Here is an 18226-nt window from a genome sequence, read left to right as displayed (position 1 = left end):
TTCACGAGCCGTGCGGCCGAGTCAGCCCGCGGAGATCGTCTCGACCGCCTGGCGCGCGATCTCGAGCTCCTCGTTCGTCGGGATGACGAGCACCGTGACCTCGGCGCCGTCGGGCGAGATGACCTTCTCCTCGGTGATCCGCCCGGCGTTGCGCTCCGGGTCGACCTCGATGCCGAGCCGCTCGAGCCCCGCGAGGGCACCCGCGCGGACGAGGTCGTCGTTCTCGCCGATCCCGGCCGTGAACACGATCGCGTCGACCCGGCCGAGGTGCGCGTAGTAGCTGCCGACGTAGCCCTTGATGCGGTGGTAGTACACGTCGAGCGCGGTGCGGGCGTTCTCGTCGCCCGCCTCGACCGCGGCGTGCACGTCCCGCATGTCGGTGTGCCCGGACAGCCCGAGCATCCCGGAGCGGCGGTTGAGGAGGTCGTCGAGCTCGTCGATCGACATCCCGGCGACGCGCGCGAGGTGGAACAGCACCGCGGGGTCGAGGTCGCCCGAGCGGGTGCCCATGACGAGGCCCTCGAGCGGCGTCAGGCCCATCGACGTCTCGACCGACCGGCCGCCGCGGACCGCGGTCGCGGACGCCCCGTTGCCGAGGTGCAGCACGATGACGTTGACCTCGCTCGGGTCCTTGCCGAGGAACGCCGCGGCCTGGCGCGAGACGTACAGGTGCGACGTGCCGTGCGCGCCGTACCGGCGGATCGCGTACCGGCGGGCGACCTCGCGGTCGATCGCGTACTCGTACGCGGCGGGCTCGAGCGTGCTGTGGAACGCGGTGTCGAAGACCGCGACGTGCGGCGTCGAGGGGAACGCGTGGCGCGCGGCCCGCACGCCCGCGACGTTCGCCGGGTTGTGCAGCGGCGCGAGCGAGGAGAGGTCGTCGATCTGCTGGAGCACCGCGTCGTCGATCACCGCGGGGCCCGCGAAGACGCTGCCGCCCTGGACGATGCGGTGGCCGACGGCCGTGAGCTCGGACTCGACGAGGCGCGGGCCGTGCTCCTCGAACAGCTGCAGGACCATCGCCATGCCGGCCTCGTGGTCGGGGACGGGTTGCTCGAGCGTCGTCGTGCCCGCCGGCCCGGTGTGCTTGAGCTTCCCGGTCGGCTGACCGATCCGCTCGACGAGCCCCGTGGCGAGGGCCTCGTGCGTCTCGACGTCGAGCAGCTGGTACTTGATCGAGGACGAGCCGGAGTTAATGACGAGGACGCGAGTGCTCACTGGAGGCCTTCCGGGTCGGACGCGCCGAGCGCGTCGAGCGCCTGCGCCTGGATCGCGGTGATCGCGACGGTGTTGACGATGTCCTGGACCAGGGCACCGCGCGACAGGTCGTTGACGGGCTTGCGCAGGCCCTGCAGCACCGGGCCGACGGCGACCGCGCCCGCGGACCGCTGGACCGCCTTGTAGGTGTTGTTGCCGGTGTTCAGGTCGGGGAAGACGAACACCGTGGCGCGCCCCGCGACCGCGGAGTCGGGCATCTTGGTCTGGGCGACCGAGGCGTCGACGGCCGCGTCGTACTGGATCGGGCCCTCGACGCTCAGGTCCGGGCGGCGCTCGCGCACGAGCTCGGTCGCGCGGCGCACCTTGTCGACGTCCGCGCCCGAGCCGGACTCGCCTGTCGAGTACGAGAGCATCGCGACGCGCGGCTCGATGCCGAACTGGCTCGCGGTGGCCGCCGAGGAGATCGCGATGTCCGCGAGCTGCTCGGCGGTCGGGTCCGGGTTGACCGCGCAGTCGCCGTAGACGAGCACGCGGTCCTCGAGGCACATGAGGAAGACCGACGAGACGATCGAGACGCCCGGGACCGTCTTGATGATCTCGAACGACGGCTTGATGGTGTGCGCCGTGGTGTGCAGCGCGCCCGAGACCATCCCGTCGGCGAGCCCGAGCTGGACCATCATCGTGCCGAAGTACGACACGTCCGCGACGATCTCGCGGGCACGGTCGAGCGTCATGCCCTTGTGCTTGCGCAGCTCGGTGTACTCGGCCGCGAAGCGCTCGAACAGCTCGCCGGACGCCGGGTCCACGACGTGCGCGTCGTCGAGCCGGAGCCCGAGCTCGACGCCGCGAGCCCGGATCGATGTCTCGTCGCCGAGCAGCGTGATGTCCGCGACGCCGCGCTGGAGCAGCGTCGACGCGGCACGCAGGATGCGGTCGTCGTTGCCCTCGGGCAGCACGATCTTCTGGCGCGAGGAGCGCGCGCGGTCGAGCAGCTCGTACTCGAACATGAGCGGCGTGACGACCTCGATGCGCGGGACCTCGAGCGCCGCGAGCAGCGCCGGGCCGTCGACGTGCTTCTCGAACAGCGCGAGCGCGAGGTCGACCTTGCGCTGGGAGTCGCTGCTCAGCCGGCCGCGGGTGCGCGCCGCGGCGCTCGCGCTGCGGAACGTCCCGAGGTCGGTGCGGATGATCGGCAGCCGGACGCCGAGGCCCTCGACGAGGCGCGCGACGGTCGGCGGCGGGTAGAAGCCGCCGTTGAGGATGATCCCGGACAGCGACGGGAAGCCCTCGGCGGCGTGCGCCGTGAGCAGGCCGAGCAGGATGTCGGAGCGGTCGCCCGGGGTGATGACGACGACGCCGTCGTGCAGCCGGTCGAGCAGGTGCTCGATCGACATCGCGCCGACCAGCACGTCGACGACCTCGCGCGAGAGCAGCTCCTCGTCGCCGACCGTGAGGTGCCCGCCGACCGCGTCCATGAGCTGGCGGACGGTGGGCGCGGAGAGGAACGGCTCCTCGGGCAGGGCCCACGCGGGCACCTCGGAGCCGAGGGCGACCCGCACCGCGTCGAGCGCGCCGGGGTCGCAGCGGTTCGCGACGACCGCGATCGCGTGCGCGTGGTTCGCCTCGAGCTCGGACAGCGACACCTCGGCGGCCTGCCGGACGGCGTCGGGCGTGCGGCCGTACCCGCTCACGACCAGCAGCACCGGGGCGCCGAGGTTCGCCGCGATGCGCGCGTTGTACGCGAGCTCGGTCGGCCCGGCGACGTCGGTGTAGTCGGTGCCGACGATCACGACGGCGTCGCACCGGCGCTCGACCGCGTGGTAGCGCTGGACGATCTCGGCGAGCGCGGCCTCGGGGTCGGCGTGCACCTGCTCGTACGTCACGCCCACGCAGTCGTCGTACGCGAGGTCGACGCCGTCGTGCGCGAGCAACAGCTCGAGCACGTAGTCGCGCGTGTCGGTCGAGCGGGCGACGGGCCGGAACACCCCGACCCGCTGCACGGTGCGCGTCAGGAGGTCGACGAGGCCGAGCGCGACGGTCGACTTGCCGGTCTCGCCCTCGGAGGACGTCAGGTAGATGCTGCGGGCCACGGGACTGCTTCTCTCTGTGCTGGTCCCCGTGCTGCCGGGGACGGCGGACGCGGACGGGGCGCCGGGACGGTGGTCCCGACGCCCCGGTGCGTCACTCGTTGTCGCCGCCGGTCGCGGCGGTGGCGTTGTGGCCGGCGAAGGTCTGCCGCTGGCCCTCGTACTCCGTGCCGCTCGCGTCCCGGCCGGTCTCGCCTGCGTCGGGCCAGACCCAGTCGCGCACCTCGGGGATGTCCTCCCCGTGGCGGCGCGTGTACTCGCGGGCCTCGATGCGCCGGTCGTCCATGCGCTGCCGCAGGCTCGCGGCCTTCGAGCGCAGGCCCGGGGTGTGGTCGATGACGTCCATCACGAGGTGGAACCGGTCGAGGTCGTTGAGCATGACCATGTCGAACGGCGTCGTCGTGGTCCCCTCCTCCTTGTACCCGCGCACGTGGATGTTCGCGTGGCCCTTGCGGCGGTACGTCAGGCGGTGGATGAGCCACGGGTAGCCGTGGTACGCGAAGACGACGGGCTTGTCGGTCGTGAACAGCGTGTCGAAGTCGCGGTCGGAGAGCCCGTGCGGGTGCTCGCGCTCGTCCTGCAGGCGCATGAGGTCGACGACGTTGACCACGCGCACCTTGAGGTCGGGCAGCTCGCGCTTGAGGATGTCCGCGGCGGCGAGCACCTCGAGCGTCGGCACGTCGCCGGCGCAGCCGAGCACGACGTCCGGGTCCTCGCCGGGCACCTCGGTGCCGGCCCAGTCCCAGATGCCGAGGCCCCGGGTGCAGTGCGCGACGGCCTGGTCCATCGTCAGGAAGTTCGGCGCCGGCTGCTTGCCGGCGACCACGACGTTGACGTACTGGCGGCTGCGCAGGCAGTGGTCGTACGTCGAGAGCAGCGTGTTCGCGTCCGGCGGCAGGTACACCCGGACGATCTCGGACTTCTTGTTGACCACGTGGTCGATGAAGCCCGGGTCCTGGTGGCTGAAGCCGTTGTGGTCCTGGCGCCACACGTGGCTCGACAGCAGGTAGTTCAGGCTCGCGACGGGCCGGCGCCACGGGATGTCGTCGGTGACCTTGAGCCACTTCGCGTGCTGGTTGAACATCGAGTCGATGATGTGGATGAACGCCTCGTAGCAGTTGAACAGCCCGTGGCGCCCGGTCAGAAGGTACCCCTCGAGCCAGCCCTGGCACTGGTGCTCCGACAGCATCTCGACGACGCGGCCCACGCGGGCGAGGTGGTCGTCGACCTCGTCGCTCTTGTACTCGGCGTTCCAGACCTTGTCCGTCACGTCGAACACGGCCTGCAGGCGGTTGGACGCCGTCTCGTCGGGCCCGAAGATCCGGAAGTTGTGGGGGTTGAGGCGGATGACCTCCGTGAGCCACTGGCCCAGCACGCGCGTCGCCTCGCTGATCGAGCCGCCCGGGACGGGCACGTCGACCGCGAAGTCGCGGAAGTCGGGCAGGCGCAGGTCCTTGAGCAGCAGGCCGCCGTTGGTGTGCGGGTTGTCGCTCATGCGGAGCGTCCCGGCCGGCGCGAGCGCGGCGACGTCCTCGACGAGCCGACCGTTCTCGTCGAACAGCTCCTCCGCGCGGTACGAGCGCAGCCACCCGTCGAGCACCTGGAGGTGCTCCTCGGTGTCGCGCGCGCTCGCGAGCGGCACCTGGTGCGAGCGCCAGGAGTCCTCGACCTGCTTGCCGTCGATGACCGGCGGGCACGTCCAGCCCTTGGGGGTGCGGAAGATGATCATCGGCCACTGCGGGCGCGTCTCGTCGCCGTCGTGCGCGCGGGCCTTGATCGCGGCGATCTCGTCGAGCACCTCGTCGAGCAGGGCCGCGAACCGGGTGTGCACCGCGGCGTGGTCCTCCTGGTCGAACCCGCCCGTGAACACGTACGGCTTGTGGCCGTAGCCGCGCATGAGGTCGAGCAGCTCCTCCTCGGGGATGCGCGCCAGGACCGTCGGGTTCGCGATCTTGTAGCCGTTGAGGTGCAGGATCGGCAGCACGACGCCGTCGGTCCGCGGGTCGACGAACTTGTTCGAGTGCCAGCTCGTCGCGAGCGGGCCCGTCTCGGCCTCGCCGTCGCCGATGACCGTCGCGACCAGCAGGTCCGGGTTGTCGAACGCCGCCCCGTACGCGCGGGACAGCGCGTAGCCGAGCTCGCCGCCCTCGTGGATCGACCCCGGGGTCTCGGGGGCGACGTGGCTCGGGATGCCGCCGGGGAAGGAGAACTGGCGGAACAGCCGGCGCACGCCCTCCTCGTCCTGCGTGATGTCGGAGTACACCTCGGAGTACGTGCCCTCGAGGTAGGCGTTCGCGACGAGGCCCGGGCCGCCGTGGCCGGGGCCGGTGATGTAGATGGTCGACTGCTCGCGCTCAGCGATGACCCGGTTGAGGTGCGCGTAGAGGAAGTTCAGGCCCGGGGTCGTACCCCAGTGGCCGAGGAGCCGGGGCTTGACGTGGTCGCGCGTCAGCGGCTCGCGGAGCAGGGGGTTGGCGAGCAGGTAGATCTGCCCGACCGAGAGGTAGTTGGCGGCGCGCCACCACGCGTCGATGCGCCGGAGCGTCTCGTCGGTGACGGCGGCGCCCGTGCCGGTGCGCCAGGAGGTGTGCTGCGAGGTCGTCGTGCTCATGTGCTCGTCTCCCCGTGGGTGCTGGGTGCTTGCTCGTCGTTCGTTCCTGCGTGCCCCCGCGCCGTGCGCGCTGCGCGCGTGGTGCCGGTTCCAGCCTTGCGCGGACCAGGACGTCGAGCCGGGACGTCCGACCCAGGCGCGACCCCCGACGGTGCGGTGCACCGGGGTGCGCCGTGGTGTCGGTCCCCGCCCCATACAACCCCATCGGGGTCGGCGCCGCACGGTCGCGTCCCCGTGACGCGCGTCGCGCCGCCGCGCCCCGGTGGGAGCGTTCGTGCTGGTCATCGGGGTCGCGGCCGCCGCGCGGGCGGCCCCGGGGTCGGTCGGGGAGCGGCGCCGGGAGGGCTTCGCGCGGGCCGCGCGAGGTACCGTGCAGGCGTGCTCGAACCCGCCGGACCGGACCGTCCCGACGCCGCCCCCGGGGGCCGTGACGTCGGTCACGCCGGGGGTGCCGCGGGGCACCTCGCGGACGGGGCGGGCTCCGGGTCGACGACCTTCGCGCGGGCGGCGGTGCGCCCCCGCATGCTCGTCCTGCTCCTCGTGCTGCTCGCGGCCGCCGCGGTGTGCGCGCGCCTCGGCGTGTGGCAGCTCGACCGCGCCGAGATCCGCGGGGCGTCGCAGGCGGCGGAGCGGCGCGCCGAGCAGGCGGCGGCGGAGCCCGTCGGGATCGGGACCGTCCTGGCCCCCCAGACGACGTTCCGCGGCGAGCTCGTCGGGCAGCACGTCACGGCGCGCGGCGCCTACGAGCCCGCGGGGCAGCTGCTCGTCGAGGGCCGGGCGCTCGACGGGCGGACCGGCTACCTCGTGCTGACGCCGCTGCGCGTGCACGACGCGGACCCTGGCGCGGGTGCGGGGGCGGACGGGACCGGCACGGCGGGGGCCGGCGACCCGGTGCTGCCCGTCGTGCGCGGCTGGGTCGCGGACCCCGACGACGCCGCTGCGCTCGCGGTCCCCGAGGGAGAGGTCACGGTCTCCGGCTACCTGCAGTCGTCGGAGGGGGCGGGCGACGGCGGCTCGCTGCCCGGGCGGACCGATGCGATCAGCTCGGCGGCGCTCGTCAACGCGTGGGGCGGTCCCATCTGGAGCGGCTACGTCGTCCTCACGCGGTCCGAGCCCGACCAGGGCGACGCGCTCGCGCAGCTCCCGCCGCCGACCCGCGCGGGCTCGGGGCTCAACGTGCAGAACCTCGCGTACGCCGCGCAGTGGTGGATCTTCGGTGGCTTCGCGCTCGTGCTCTGGATCCGGATGGTGCGCGACGAGGCGCGCGGCGACGTCCCGGGGATGCCGGGCGTGGCGGGCGGGCCGCCCGGCCCCGAGCCCGCGCCCGAGGCCGAGGCGCCGGGCGAGCGCGACGGCGGCATGGTGCAGGCCGGGCCGACGGGCGCGGCGGACGGCGGCGTCCCGCGGGGCTGACGCGCGGGCGTCCCCGCCTTGACGGTCCGGAGGCCGTGCCCTAGCGTCGGCCGCGTTCGGAAAGCGCTTTCTACAGTGAGGTAGAGATGCACGCACGACGACGCACCCGACTGCTCGCGATCCCCGTGGCCGTGCTCGGCCTCGTCGTGGGAGGGCTCGCCCCGACCGCCACGGCCGCCGCGGCAGCGCCCGACGCCACCGGCGAGGCCGCGCCGGACGGCACGCGCGCGGGCCCGGGCCACCACGGCGGTCACGGCCGGCCCGACGCGACCGTCTCGGCCGACGGCCGCGGCGACTTCACCAGCGTCCAGGCCGCGATCGACGCCGCACCGGCGGGCGCGACCGAGCCCTGGGTCATCGCGGTCCGGCCCGGCGAGTACCGCGAGCTCGTCAAGGTCCCCGCGGCCAAGCCGTTCCTCGCGCTCGTCGGCACCGGCCGGACGGCGCAGGACGTCGTCATCGCCTACGACAACGCGAACGGCACCCCCAAGCCCGACGGCACCGGGACCTACGGCACGAGCGGCAGCGCGAGCGTCACGGTCGACGGAGCCGACTTCACCGCCCGCAACCTCACCTTCGCCAACCTGTTCGACGAGGCCGCGCACCCCGAGATCACCAACCGTCAGGCGGTCGCGGTGCTGACCCGCGCGGACCGGCTCGTCTTCGACGGCGTCCGCTTCCTCGGCAACCAGGACACGCTGTACGTCAACAGCTCGTCCGCCGCCGTCGTCGCGCGCGCGTACTTCCGCGACTGCTACGTCGAGGGGGACGTCGACTTCGTCTTCGGGCGGGCGACCGCCGTGTTCGAGGGCTGCGAGATCCGGTCGCTCACGCGCGGGTCGACGACGAACAACGGCTACGTCACCGCGCCCAGCACGATGATCGCGAACCCGTTCGGCTTCCTGTTCACGCGCTGCCGGTTCACGAGCGACGCCCCCGCGGGGACCGTCTTCCTCGGTCGGCCGTGGCACCCGAGCAACGACCCGGACGCGATCGGCCAGGTTCTCGTGCGCGACTCGTGGATCGGCGCGCACGTCGGCGCGCCCGCGTGGAGCGACTTCTCGGGCGGCTGGTCGTGGCGCGACGCGCGCTTCGCCGAGCACCACAACCGGGGGCCGGGCGCGCTCGTGACGCCCGATCGGCCGCAGCTGACGCGCGCCGAGGCCGCAGCCTTCACACCGCGGACCTACCTCGCGGGCGACGACGGCTGGGCGCCGTTCCGGCGGAGCTGACCGGCACCCCGGCGGCTCAGGCGTCGGGGCGGCGGCGCAGCGCCTTGACCTCGCGCCTGCGCCGCTCGTCCGTGGCGCGCCGGACCCGCGAGGCCCTGCTGGGTCGGCTCGGGCGCCGGGGCGGCGGCGGGGGTGCGAGCGCGCCGTCGAGGAGCACGGTGACCCGCTCGAGCGCCGCCTCGCGGTTGCGCAGCTGCGAGCGGTACTCGGAGGCGGCGACGACGAGCCGGTCCCCGTCGAGCCGCGCCGCGAGCCGCTCCCGGACGCGCGCCTCCTGGTCGGGCGAGCGCCAGAGCACCGCGGTGAGGTCGACCAGGAGCTCGGCGCGCGAGTCGGCGGTGTTCACGGACTGCCCGCCCGGTCCGCCCGACCGAGAGAACCGCCAGGCGAGCGCGTCCGGGGGCAGCACGACGCCGCCGCGGAGCTGGACGGGGGCGAACATGACCCCAGGATCCGGCATCCGCGGCGCCACGTCGCCGGGATAGTCTGCGTCGGCCGTCCCCCGCGCGATCCGGCGCGACCCGGGGGCGGCTGTGGCGGCGCGGCGCGGCCCGCGCGGAGGAGGGACCCGTGGCGTTCATCCGGCCGTACGAGGCGTTCGACCGCGCCGACGTGTACGACGTGTGCGTGCGCACCGCGGCCGCGGGCGGCGACGCGCGCGGCCTCTACCGCGACGACGACCTCATGCCCGACCTGTTCGCGGGGCCCTACCTGCTGCTCGAGCCCGAGCTCGCGTTCGTGCTCGACGACGGCGACCGGGCCGTCGGCTACGTCCTCGGGACGTCCGACACGGCGCACTGGGTCGCGGAGCACCGCCGCCGCTGGCTCCCGCTCGTCGCGGCCCGGTACCCGCTGCCCGCGGAGCCCGGCACCCCGGACGCACCGTTCGTCGAGCTCCTGCACCACCCGGAGCGCAACCTGCACCCCGAGCTCGCGGGCTACCCCGCGCACCTGCACATCGACCTGCTCCCCGAGCACCAGGGCGCCGGGCACGGTCGCGGCCTGGTCCGGGCGTTCCTCGCGGCGCTGCGCGAGCGGGGCGTCACGGCGATGCACCTCGGCATGGACCCCGCGAACACCTCGGCGCGCGCGTTCTACGACCGGCTCGGGTTCCACGAGATCCCGGTCGCCGACGGGGGAGCCGCCTACCTCGGCATCGCGACGGACGCGCCGGTCTGACGCGGCACGGCGCGCCCGCGGCCGCGGGTGGGCGGAGGCGTGACCGCGACCCGGGGGCGCCGTCCGTCGCGCCCGGACGGCCACACCGCCCAGGCGGCCACGCCGCCCAGGCGCCCACGCCGCCCAGCCGGCCACGCCGCCCAGCCGGCCGCGCCGCCCAGCCGGACACGCCGCCCAGCGGACCGCGCCGCCCACCCGTCCGCGCCGCCCAGCCGGTAGCGGCACCCTCGCGCGAGAGGGCGGGTGGCCGTGCGTCGGCCACCCGCCCTGCGTCGTCGGACGCCCTGTTAGCCGCCCTGTCAGTCGCGCTGCCAGGAGTGCCACAGCGCGGCGTAGTCGCCGCCGGCCTCGACGAGCTCGTCGTGCGAGCCGATCTCCGTGATCCGGCCCGCGTCGACCACCGCGACCCGGTCCGCGTCGTGCGCGGTGTGCAGCCGGTGCGCGATCGCGACGACCGTGCGCCCCTCGAGCACCGCGGAGAGCGAGCGCTCGAGGTGCCGGGCCGCGCGCGGGTCGAGCAGGCTCGTGGCCTCGTCGAGCACGAGCGTGTGCGGGTCGAGCAGCACGAGGCGGGCGAGCGCGACCTGCTGCGCCTGCGCCGGCGTCAGCACCGTGCCACCCGAGCCCACCGCGGTCGAGAGCCCCTCGGGGAGCGCTGCGACCCAGTCCCACGCGTCCACGGCCCGCAGCGCGCGCTCGAGCTGCTCGTCGGTCGCGGTGTCGTCGGCGAGGCGGAGGTTCTCGGCGACCGTCCCGACGAAGACGTGGTGCTCCTGCGTGACGAGGGCGACGTGCCCGCGCAGCTCGTCGAGCGGGAGGTCGACGAGGGGGACGCCGCCGACCGTGACCGTGCCGCCGGTGGGCGGGTGGATGCCCGCGAGCATGCGCCCGAGGGTCGACTTCCCGGCGCCCGACGGCCCCACGACGGCGAGCCGCTCGCCGACCCGGAGGTCGAGGTCGACGCCGTGCAGCACGTCGTGCCCCGCCCGGTAGGCGTACCGCACGCCGCGGCCCTCGACGTGCTCGTCCGCGGGCGTGCCCGGGCGGGCCTGGCGGTCCGGCTCGACGGCGGCGACGCCGATGATCCGCGCGAGCGACGTGGCGCCGACCTGGATCTCGTCGAGCCAGAAGATCAGCTCGCCGATCGGGTGCATGACCTGCGTCGCGTACAGCGTGATCGTCGTGACCGCGCCGATCGTCGCGGAGCCGGTCGACACCAGGTAGGCGCCCCACACGAGGACCGCGACGACGGGCAGCAGGAACGCGCTGTCGACGCCGGGGAACAGGATGGTGCGCAGCCACAGGGTGTGCCGCTCGGCCTCGAACGCCTCGCGCAGGTCCGCGTCGACGCGCGCACGCCGGCGGGCGCCGAGCGAGAGCGCGTCGATCGTCCGGGCGCCCTCGACGGACTCCGTGATGGTCCCGTTGAGCCGCGCGTAGGACGCCGACTCGCGCAGGTACGCAGGGGCGGCCCGGCGCAGGTACCAGCGCGTGACGCCGAGCAGCAGCGGCAGGCCGGCGAGCAGCCCGAGCGCGACGAGCGGGTGCGTCACGAACGCCGCGACCGCGGTGAGCGTGATCGTCGCGACCGTGACGAGCACCCGGGGCACGCCGAAGCGCACGGTGTACTGCACGCGGTCGATGTCGGTCGTGGTGCGTGCGACGAGGTCGCCGGTGCCGGCGCGCTCGACGGTCGACAGCGGCAGCCGGGTGACCGTCGAGACGAAGTCCTCGCGGAGCTCGGCGAAGACCCCCTCGCCGAGCACCATCGCGGAGCGCTGCGCGTACCGGATGAGCACGGTCTGGGCGAGCACCGCGACGACGAGGACGGCGGCGGTGCGGTCGACGTGCGCGGTCGTCGTGCCCTGCGCGACCGCGTCGACGAGCCCGCCGAGCAGCCACGGAGCGGCGAGCCCGGCGGCCGCGGCGAGGGTGTGCAGCACGACGACGAGCAGCAGGCCGCCCCGGTGGCGCCGCAGCAGCAGCCCGGTGTGGCGACGCAGCGCGGGTGCGTCAGCGACGGGCAGCTTCACGGTCGTCCTCCTTCGTCACGCGCAGGGTCTCGCCGAGCTCCTCGGCGAGGTCGTCGGCCGTCCCGTCGACGGTGCCGGGTGCGGCCGCCGGGCCCGCCGGCGGCTCGGCGGTCGAGCGGGACACGACGTCGCGGTACGCGCGCGACGCGTCGTCGGTCCCGTCCATGAGCGCCCGGTGGACCCCCCGGGCGACGACGCGCCCGCCGGAGACGAGCGCGACCTCGTCGACGACGTCGAGCACGAGCGGGCTCGCGGTGACCACGACCGTGGTGCGCCCGCGGCGGGCCTCGACGAGCCGCGACGCGATGCGCGCCTCGGTGTGCGCGTCGACGGCGCTCGTCGGCTCGACGAGCACGAGCACCTCGGCCTCGGTGAGCAAAGCGCGCGCGAGCGCGACGCGCTGACGCTGCCCGCCCGACAGCGAGCGGCCCTTCTCCTCGACCTGGCCGCCGAGGCCGCCCGGCAGGGAGTCGAGCACGTCCGCGGCGTCCGCGACGTGCAGGGCCCGGAGCAGCGCCGGCTCGTCCGCGGTGCCGCGCACGTCGAGCTCCTCGGCGAGGACGCCCGTGAACAGGTGCGGCGTCGACTCGGCGACGACGATCCGGTCGCGGACCTCGCGCAGGTGGAGCTCGTCGAGCAGCGTGCGGCCCCAGCGCACCGCGCCGGTCGCCGCGTCGCCGTCGGTACCGCCGAAGCGGCCGAGCCGGGTCGCGACGCGCGCCGTCTCGTCGGGGTCGGCGCTCACGAGCGCGAGCACGTCGCCGGGACGTACGACGAGGCCGCTCGCCTCGTCGACGAGCTCCGCGCGCGCGTCGGGCGTCGTGCCGGGCGCGGCCGCCCCGCGCGCACCCGTGCCCGCCGCGACCGCCGGCCGGCCGCCCGCCTCCGGGACGGCGAGCACCGCGAGGATCTTGCGCGAGCCCACGACGGCCCGGGTCAGGACGCGCATCGCCTCCGTCGCGGTCCACAGCGGCTGGGTCAGGAACGCGGCGAAGCCGTAGAACGCGACGAGCTGACCTGCGGTGATGTCGCCCGCGATCGCGAGCCGCGCGCCGGTCCACACGACGGCCGCGACGAACAGCCCGGGCAGCAGCGTCTGCAGCGCGTCGAGCAGCGACTGGGTCCGCGCGACCTCGACGCCCGCCGCCCGCACCCGCTGGGACTGCGCGCGGTAGCGGCCGGCGAACACGTCCTCGCCGCCGATCCCGCGCAGGATGCGCAGGCCGGAGACCGTGTCGGCGCCGAGCGTCGTCAGGCGGCCCGCGGCCTCGCGCTGCGCGGCCTGGCGGCGCTGGAGCGGCTTGACCAGGAACGCGAGCACGCCGACGACGACGGGCAGGCCCAGCAGCACGAGCAGGCCGAGCACGAGCGACGTGCGCAGGAGCACGACGCCGACCGCGACGTAGGCGACGAGGCCGCCGACGAAGCGCGCGGCGATCGCGTAGACCTCGCCGAGGCGCAGCGCGTCGGAGGCGACGGTCGAGACCACCTCGCCGGTCGGCAGCTCCGCGGTCACGGCATCGCCCGTCCGGGTGATGTGGTGTCCCACCAGCTGGGACGTCGTGAAGGCCGCACGGAGCCAGTTCTCGACGTCGAGGCGGTGGCCCCACATGTTGCCGAGGACCTGGACGAGGCCGACCGCGGCGAGCGCCGCGCACCCGGTCCAGAGCTCGGTGGAGAGCCCCGCGGCGAGCCCGCCGTCGATGATCCGACCGAGCAGGTACGGCATCGCGGCGGCCGCGAGGTTGCCGACGACCCCGACGGCCACGGCGCCGAGCAGCAGGGGCAGCTGACGGCGTGCCTGCCACCCGAGCAGCGCCCGCGGGGAGCTCAGGGGAGGGGAGCCGGGATCCGGCAGGGGGAGGGTGCGCACGGTCACCCACGGTAGGCGTCACCACCGACGCGCCCGCACGGATTTTCACCCGTGGCGGCCGCCGGGCGGAGCGTCCGTGCGTGGCGGGGGCACGCACCGTGAGCGGCGCCACACCCCGGCGCTGCGCCGGATGAGCGACGATGGTCCCCGACCCCCGAGAGAGGACCCCGCACCGTGAGCGAGACCCGTCCGACCACCACCCCCGTGCCGACGCCGGCCGCGCGTGCCTGGGCGGACAAGGCCGACGGGTCGCTGCGCCGCTACCGGGTCATGGCGTGGGTCACGGGCGTGATGCTGCTGGTCCTGACGGTGGAGATGCTGCTCAAGTACGTCGTCGGGGTCGGCGACGACGTCCTGCGCTGGATCGGCTGGGTGCCGTTCGCGCACGGCTGGATCTACGTGGTCTACCTCGTGACGGTGCTCGGCCTGTGGTCCGCGATGCGGTGGTCGTTCGGCCGTCTCGTGAGCCTCGTGCTCGCCGGCGTCGTGCCCGTGATGTCGTTCGTGGTCGAGCGGCGCGTGCACGCCGAGGCGCGCGAGCGCATCGACGCCGCGCGCTGACCGGTTCACCCGGGCGGCCGGTCCGGCCGCCCCTCCCCGCAGCCCTGCGGGTCAGCCGCCGGCGCGTGCCCCGGCGTCGTCGACGGTGACCGCGCTGCCCTCGCGCAGGCCCCACCGCGCGAAGCTGCCGACGGGGGCCTCGAGGACGTCGCGCGTGCCCCGCGGGGCGCCGACGAGCCCGAGCGGGCGCAGCACCCGGGTGCTGAGGACGGTGCCGTCGGGCGCGAGCATCGCGACGTCGAGCGGCTCGCGCATGCCCATGCCGTGCACCGAGCCCGAGGGGCGCAGGAGGAGGGCGGGCGGCAGCGGTCGCCGACCGAGCATGCCCCGCAGCCGCGTCCAGTAGGTGTCGGCGATCAGCACGTGTGCGACCTCGCGGCCGTCCACCATCAACTGATATGAATGCACGCGCCGTCACCCGTTCGCTGAAGTTCACCCGGAATCGGTCAAAACCGGCCAGGTGGTCGATGTTAACGTTCGGGCCGCGCCGACATGGACGGGGGTCCTGGCCGGGCGTCCCCTGGGAGTGGAGAGGACCTCGCCGTGCCTGTGATCGTGATCGCCGACCGCGCGAGCGTGCCGGACGGGCTGCGCGCTGTCGCTCCCGACCGCCGCGCGCTCGTCGACGCGGTCGCCGAGCTGCCGCCTCAGGCGCCCGTCGTCCTCGTCGCGGTCGACGCCGTCGGCTGGGCCGAGGCGCGCGCCGCACGGCTCCTGTACGGCCGCGAGGACATCGGCCTGCTGCGCCTCGACCTGCCGCCGACCGCCGTCTTCGTCGTCGCCGCGGGCCTCGAGCTCCTCGCGGACGAGAACCTCGGTCTCGTCGGCGCGGTCGTCGACGCCTCGGCCCGGGTGATGCGCACGTACGCGCTCGTCTCGTCCGTCGGCAAGCTCGAGCGGCCCACGCCGAGCTTCGGCCAGCACGTCGCGAGCCTGTGGCCGTCGACCCGCTTCCTCGTCGACCTCACCGCCGGGACCGTGACCCCCGCGCGCGAGCTCCCGGGCCTCACCGGCATCGCCGCCGTCGCGCGCTCGGCCACGACGTGGCGCGGCTTCGACGAGTCGACCCTCCCCGAGAACCGCATCGACCTGCCGTCCGGCCTCGCCGCCGCGCCCTGGCGCTCCGCCCGCTGGGTCGAGGTCACCGCGGTCGACGGGTGGATCGACGACATCGTCGCCACGGTCACGTCGCCGGCGCACGTGCGCACCCTGCCCACGTGCCGGTCCTGCACGCGGCCCGGGCACGGCGCGCGCTGCGTGTTCTGCCAGCTCCCGCTCGACGCGCCCGCCACCAGCGCCGTCGCCACCCCCGCCCTCACCCCAGGAGGACACGCGTGAACCCCCGCCAGCGCCGCGGCGCACTGCTGCTCGTGATCACCTCGATCGGGGCGATCGTCGTGTTCTTCGCGGTGCTCGTCTACCTCGGTGACGTCAGCTCGAAGGTCGGCCCCATGACCGCCGTCGTGCAGTTCACCCGCGACGTCGACGCCCTCGAGCCGATCGAGGAGGACATGGTCACCACGGTCGAGGTCCCCGAGCGCTGGGTGCCCGAGACCGCCCTGCGCTCCACGACCGACGTCGTGGGCCTCGTCGCCGCGACCGCCTACACCGAGGGCTCGACGCTCCAGGAGGGGATGCTCGTGCCGCGGCCCGGCGTCCAGCCCGGGTACCGCGAGGTCGCGATCGTCGTCGACGCCGAGACCGGCGTCGCGGGCAAGGTCGCGTCCGGCAACCACGTCGACATCATCGCGACGGTCGAGGGCGACGAGACGACGCCCTCGCGCTCCGAGATCTGGGTGTCCAACGCGCTCGTCCTCGAGGTCGGCCTGCCGACCGACGTCGAGGGCTCCGACGCCTCCGGCAACTTCGAGTCGACCCAGGGGGTGCCCGTGACGTTCGCGCTCACGTCGGCGGACGCGCTGCGTCTGGCCTACATCGAGAGCTTCTCCGTGAAGCTGCGCCTCGCGCTGCGCGGCGACGGCGACGACCAGGACCTCGCGCCGGCCGACAAGGTCTTCCTCGGGCAGGGGGCGCAGGGCTGATGGCCATCGAGATCCTGCTCGCCACGGCGAGCGAGCGCACCCGCCAGCGCGTCGGCCACATGCTGGCCGAGGCCGAGAACCTCCGGCTCGCGCACGTCGCGGCCGACGGCGACGGCGTCGAGGACACGCTCGCGCGCATCTCCGGCATCGACGTCGTCCTCGTCGACGAGGGGCTCGACGGTGGCCGCGGCCACGCCGTCGCCCGTGCCGTCGGCGCCTCGAACCCGCTGGTCGGCGTGGTCCTGCTCGTCGAGAGCGCCGGACCCGAGCAGTTCGCCGCCGCGATGGAGTCGGGGGCGCGGTCCGTCATCTCGGAGTCGTCGAGCCTGCCCGAGATCGTCGCGCGCCTCGAGGCCGTCGCGCAGTGGTCCGCCGCCGCGCGCACCGCGGTCTCGTCCGAGCTCAGCGGGGGCCGCGGCGGCCGGGTCGTCGCCGTCGCCGGTGCCAAGGGCGGGGTCGGCGCGTCGACGGTCGCGCTGCTCGTGGCCCAGGGGCTGACCGGCGCGCGCACCGTCTCGGTCATCGACTTCGACCTGCAGTCCGGCGACCTCGCCGCGTACGCCGGGGTGCACACGCGCCGCTCGGTCGTCGACCTCGTGGACATCGCGAGCGAGATGTCGGGGCGCGTCCTGCGCGAGACGTCGTACGACATCGAGGGCGGCCTGCGGCTGCTCCCCGCGCCGAACGAGGGGGAGCGCGCCGAGGAGATGACCGCCGAGGCGGCGCGCGCGCTCGTCAACGCGCTGCGCTACCAGTTCGACGTGTCCGTGATCGACGTCGGCTCGCGCCTCGACGACGCGACGGCGCTCGTGCTGGAGTACGCCGACGTCGCGCTGCTCGTCGCGACGCCGGACCTGCCGGCCCTGCGTGCGGCGCGCCGCTCGATCGCGATGTGGGAGCGCCTCGCGGTCCGCAACCCGTCCGAGGTCGACGTGGTGCTGAACCGCCGGTCGAACCGCAGCGAGGTGCAGGAGTCGCTCGCGAACCGCATCGTCGACGCGCCGGTGTCGCTCGTCATCCCCGACGGCGGCTCGGTCTTCGAGTCCGCGATGAACACCGCGTCGATCCTGTCGGCCTCGACGCCCGCGCACGCCGCGGCGGCCAAGGTCGCGGCGCTGCTCGAGCGCGGCACCGTCGAGCGCGGGTCCGAGGGCGAGCTCGTCGCCGCCGGGCCGGCGGACGGCGTCGCCGCACCCACCGAGAAGCGGCGCGGCCGGCGCGGTCGCGGGCGCAAGGGCTCCGACAGCGGGCAGTCCGTCGTCGAGCTGCCCGTCGCGTTCGGGATCGGCCTGCTGCTGTTCCTCGTCGCCGCGCAGTGCCTCGGCTGGGGCGCCGGGTTCCTGCTCGCGCGCAACGCCGCGCAGGAGGGCGCCCGCACCATCGGGATCGCCGAGGCCTACGACCAGGCGTCGGTCGACGCCGCACGCGCGGACGCGCTCGGCGAGCTCAGCGGCCCGTGGCGCAGCCGCGCGTCGGTCAGCGTCGGCCCGGACCAGGTCCAGGTCGCGATCACCACGCCGACGATCGTGCCGGGCCTGCGCCTCGTGTCCGACGCGACGGCGGCCGTCTTCCGGGAACCGCGGTGAGCGCCGCGCTGCGGGCCCGCGTGCGCCGGCTGCGGCCCGCGAGGGAGCGCGGTGCGGCGGCGGTCGAGCTCATCGGCACCGCCGCGATCCTCGCGGTCGTCGGCTCGGTGTGCGTCCAAGGCCTCTACATCACGCAGGTCGGCCCGGCGACGGAGAAGGCCGCGCGCGACGGGGCCCGTGCCGCGTCGCTCGGCCGCGACGTGCGCACCGCCGTCGACCGCCAGCTCCCGGGCTGGGCACCGATCGAGTCGCTCACGACCGGCGCGGCCGCGGTCCCGTCGTGCGGCGGGGACTGCGTGCGCGTCGAGGTCCGCGTGCCGATCGTGATCCCCGGGATCACGACCAGCTCCTTCACCGTCGCCCGCGACGCCGAGCTCCCGAGGGACTGACG

General features: G+C 74.8%; 15 protein-coding genes. 8 read left to right on the top strand and 7 right to left on the bottom strand.

Annotated elements, in window-relative coordinates:
- Window positions 1–21 precede the first annotated feature (21 nt).
- From CCE01nite_RS00975 to CCE01nite_RS00965, 3 genes are all read right to left on the bottom strand, one after another.
- The gene (locus CCE01nite_RS00975; protein ID WP_034629070.1) at window positions 22–1218 is read right to left on the bottom strand and encodes an acetate/propionate family kinase; all 1197 of its coding nucleotides are present in this window, start codon (window positions 1216–1218) and stop codon (window positions 22–24) included.
- Window positions 1215–3308 (bottom strand): phosphate acetyltransferase, encoded by a 2094-nt coding sequence (gene pta / locus CCE01nite_RS00970; RefSeq protein ID WP_034629066.1) that lies wholly within the window; start codon window positions 3306–3308, stop codon window positions 1215–1217. Before pta ends, CCE01nite_RS00975 begins: the two co-directional genes overlap by 4 nt.
- Window positions 3309–3399: 91 nt before the next feature.
- Complete coding sequence (locus CCE01nite_RS00965) at window positions 3400–5916, bottom strand: phosphoketolase family protein (RefSeq protein ID WP_034629064.1); 2517 nt, start codon at window positions 5914–5916, stop codon at window positions 3400–3402.
- Window positions 5917–6294: 378 nt separating this feature from the next.
- Between CCE01nite_RS00965 and CCE01nite_RS00960 the strand changes: the two genes are divergently transcribed.
- Window positions 6295–7329, top strand: coding sequence for an SURF1 family protein (locus CCE01nite_RS00960; protein WP_246056245.1), 1035 nt, complete (start codon window positions 6295–6297; stop codon window positions 7327–7329).
- Window positions 7330–7415: 86 nt separating this feature from the next.
- Entirely contained in the window at window positions 7416–8561 is a 1146-nt protein-coding gene (locus CCE01nite_RS00955; protein WP_084142641.1) for a pectinesterase family protein, read from the top strand.
- 16 nt (window positions 8562–8577) lie between these two features.
- Here CCE01nite_RS00955 and arfB read toward each other — a convergent pair whose 3' ends face one another.
- A complete protein-coding gene (gene arfB, locus CCE01nite_RS00950) occupies window positions 8578–9003 on the bottom strand; it encodes an alternative ribosome rescue aminoacyl-tRNA hydrolase ArfB (RefSeq protein ID WP_141371851.1) in 426 nt (141 codons plus the stop codon).
- 128 nt (window positions 9004–9131) lie between these two features.
- Here arfB and CCE01nite_RS00945 point away from each other — a divergent pair, with 128 nt between their 5' ends.
- Window positions 9132–9740, top strand: a complete 609-nt coding sequence (locus CCE01nite_RS00945; RefSeq protein WP_034629058.1) for a GNAT family N-acetyltransferase — start codon at window positions 9132–9134, stop codon at window positions 9738–9740.
- 299 nt (window positions 9741–10039) lie between these two features.
- On the opposite strand, the gene CCE01nite_RS00940 is transcribed toward CCE01nite_RS00945, so the two are convergent.
- Both CCE01nite_RS00940 and CCE01nite_RS00935 read right to left on the bottom strand, forming a co-directional pair.
- Window positions 10040–11773 (bottom strand): ABC transporter ATP-binding protein, encoded by a 1734-nt coding sequence (locus tag CCE01nite_RS00940; RefSeq protein ID WP_034630818.1) that lies wholly within the window; start codon window positions 11771–11773, stop codon window positions 10040–10042.
- Window positions 11754–13646: an ABC transporter transmembrane domain-containing protein gene (locus CCE01nite_RS00935; protein WP_034630837.1), complete on the bottom strand. Its 1893-nt coding sequence runs from the start codon at window positions 13644–13646 to the stop codon at window positions 11754–11756. The genes CCE01nite_RS00940 and CCE01nite_RS00935 overlap by 20 nt, the downstream gene beginning before the upstream one ends.
- Before the next feature lie 174 nt (window positions 13647–13820).
- Between CCE01nite_RS00935 and CCE01nite_RS00930 the strand changes: the two genes are divergently transcribed.
- Window positions 13821–14207, top strand: a complete 387-nt coding sequence (locus tag CCE01nite_RS00930) for a DUF3817 domain-containing protein (protein WP_084142728.1) — start codon at window positions 13821–13823, stop codon at window positions 14205–14207.
- Between the two features lie 51 nt (window positions 14208–14258).
- Here CCE01nite_RS00930 and CCE01nite_RS00925 read toward each other — a convergent pair whose 3' ends face one another.
- Window positions 14259–14597, bottom strand: coding sequence for a DUF192 domain-containing protein (locus tag CCE01nite_RS00925; RefSeq protein ID WP_052104193.1), 339 nt, complete (start codon window positions 14595–14597; stop codon window positions 14259–14261).
- Between the two features lie 153 nt (window positions 14598–14750).
- On the opposite strand from CCE01nite_RS00925, the gene CCE01nite_RS00920 reads away from it, so the two are divergent.
- From CCE01nite_RS00920 to CCE01nite_RS00905, 4 genes are read left to right on the top strand one after another with little or no spacing between them, the layout of a single operon-like run.
- A complete protein-coding gene (locus CCE01nite_RS00920) occupies window positions 14751–15545 on the top strand; it encodes a hypothetical protein (RefSeq protein WP_141371850.1) in 795 nt (264 codons plus the stop codon).
- The gene (cpaB, locus tag CCE01nite_RS00915) at window positions 15542–16249 is read left to right on the top strand and encodes a Flp pilus assembly protein CpaB (RefSeq protein WP_034630810.1); all 708 of its coding nucleotides are present in this window, start codon (window positions 15542–15544) and stop codon (window positions 16247–16249) included. Before CCE01nite_RS00920 ends, cpaB begins: the two co-directional genes overlap by 4 nt.
- A complete protein-coding gene (locus CCE01nite_RS00910) occupies window positions 16249–17835 on the top strand; it encodes a CpaE/TadZ family protein (RefSeq protein ID WP_052104192.1) in 1587 nt (528 codons plus the stop codon). Before cpaB ends, CCE01nite_RS00910 begins: the two co-directional genes overlap by 1 nt.
- Window positions 17832–18224, top strand: coding sequence for a hypothetical protein (locus tag CCE01nite_RS00905; protein WP_052104191.1), 393 nt, complete (start codon window positions 17832–17834; stop codon window positions 18222–18224). The genes CCE01nite_RS00910 and CCE01nite_RS00905 overlap by 4 nt, the downstream gene beginning before the upstream one ends.
- Window positions 18225–18226 lie beyond the last annotated feature (2 nt).

Origin of the sequence: Cellulomonas cellasea (assembly GCF_006538745.1) — a bacterium.
Lineage (GTDB): Bacteria > Actinomycetota > Actinomycetes > Actinomycetales > Cellulomonadaceae > Cellulomonas_A > Cellulomonas_A cellasea.
This window is presented reverse-complemented; position numbering and strand designations above follow the sequence as displayed.

Bases quoted from the DNA above. Each gene is read 5' to 3' on its own strand.
- CCE01nite_RS00965 (WP_034629064.1), bottom strand. From the start codon at position 5,916: ATGAGCACGACGACCTCGCAGCACACCTCCTGGCGCACCGGCACGGGC.
- CCE01nite_RS00955 (WP_084142641.1), top strand. From the start codon at position 7,416: ATGCACGCACGACGACGCACCCGACTGCTCGCGATCCCCGTGGCCGTG.
- arfB (WP_141371851.1), bottom strand. From the start codon at position 9,003: ATGTTCGCCCCCGTCCAGCTCCGCGGCGGCGTCGTGCTGCCCCCGGAC.
- CCE01nite_RS00925 (WP_052104193.1), bottom strand. From the start codon at position 14,597: ATGGTGGACGGCCGCGAGGTCGCACACGTGCTGATCGCCGACACCTAC.
- CCE01nite_RS00910 (WP_052104192.1), top strand. From the start codon at position 16,249: ATGGCCATCGAGATCCTGCTCGCCACGGCGAGCGAGCGCACCCGCCAG.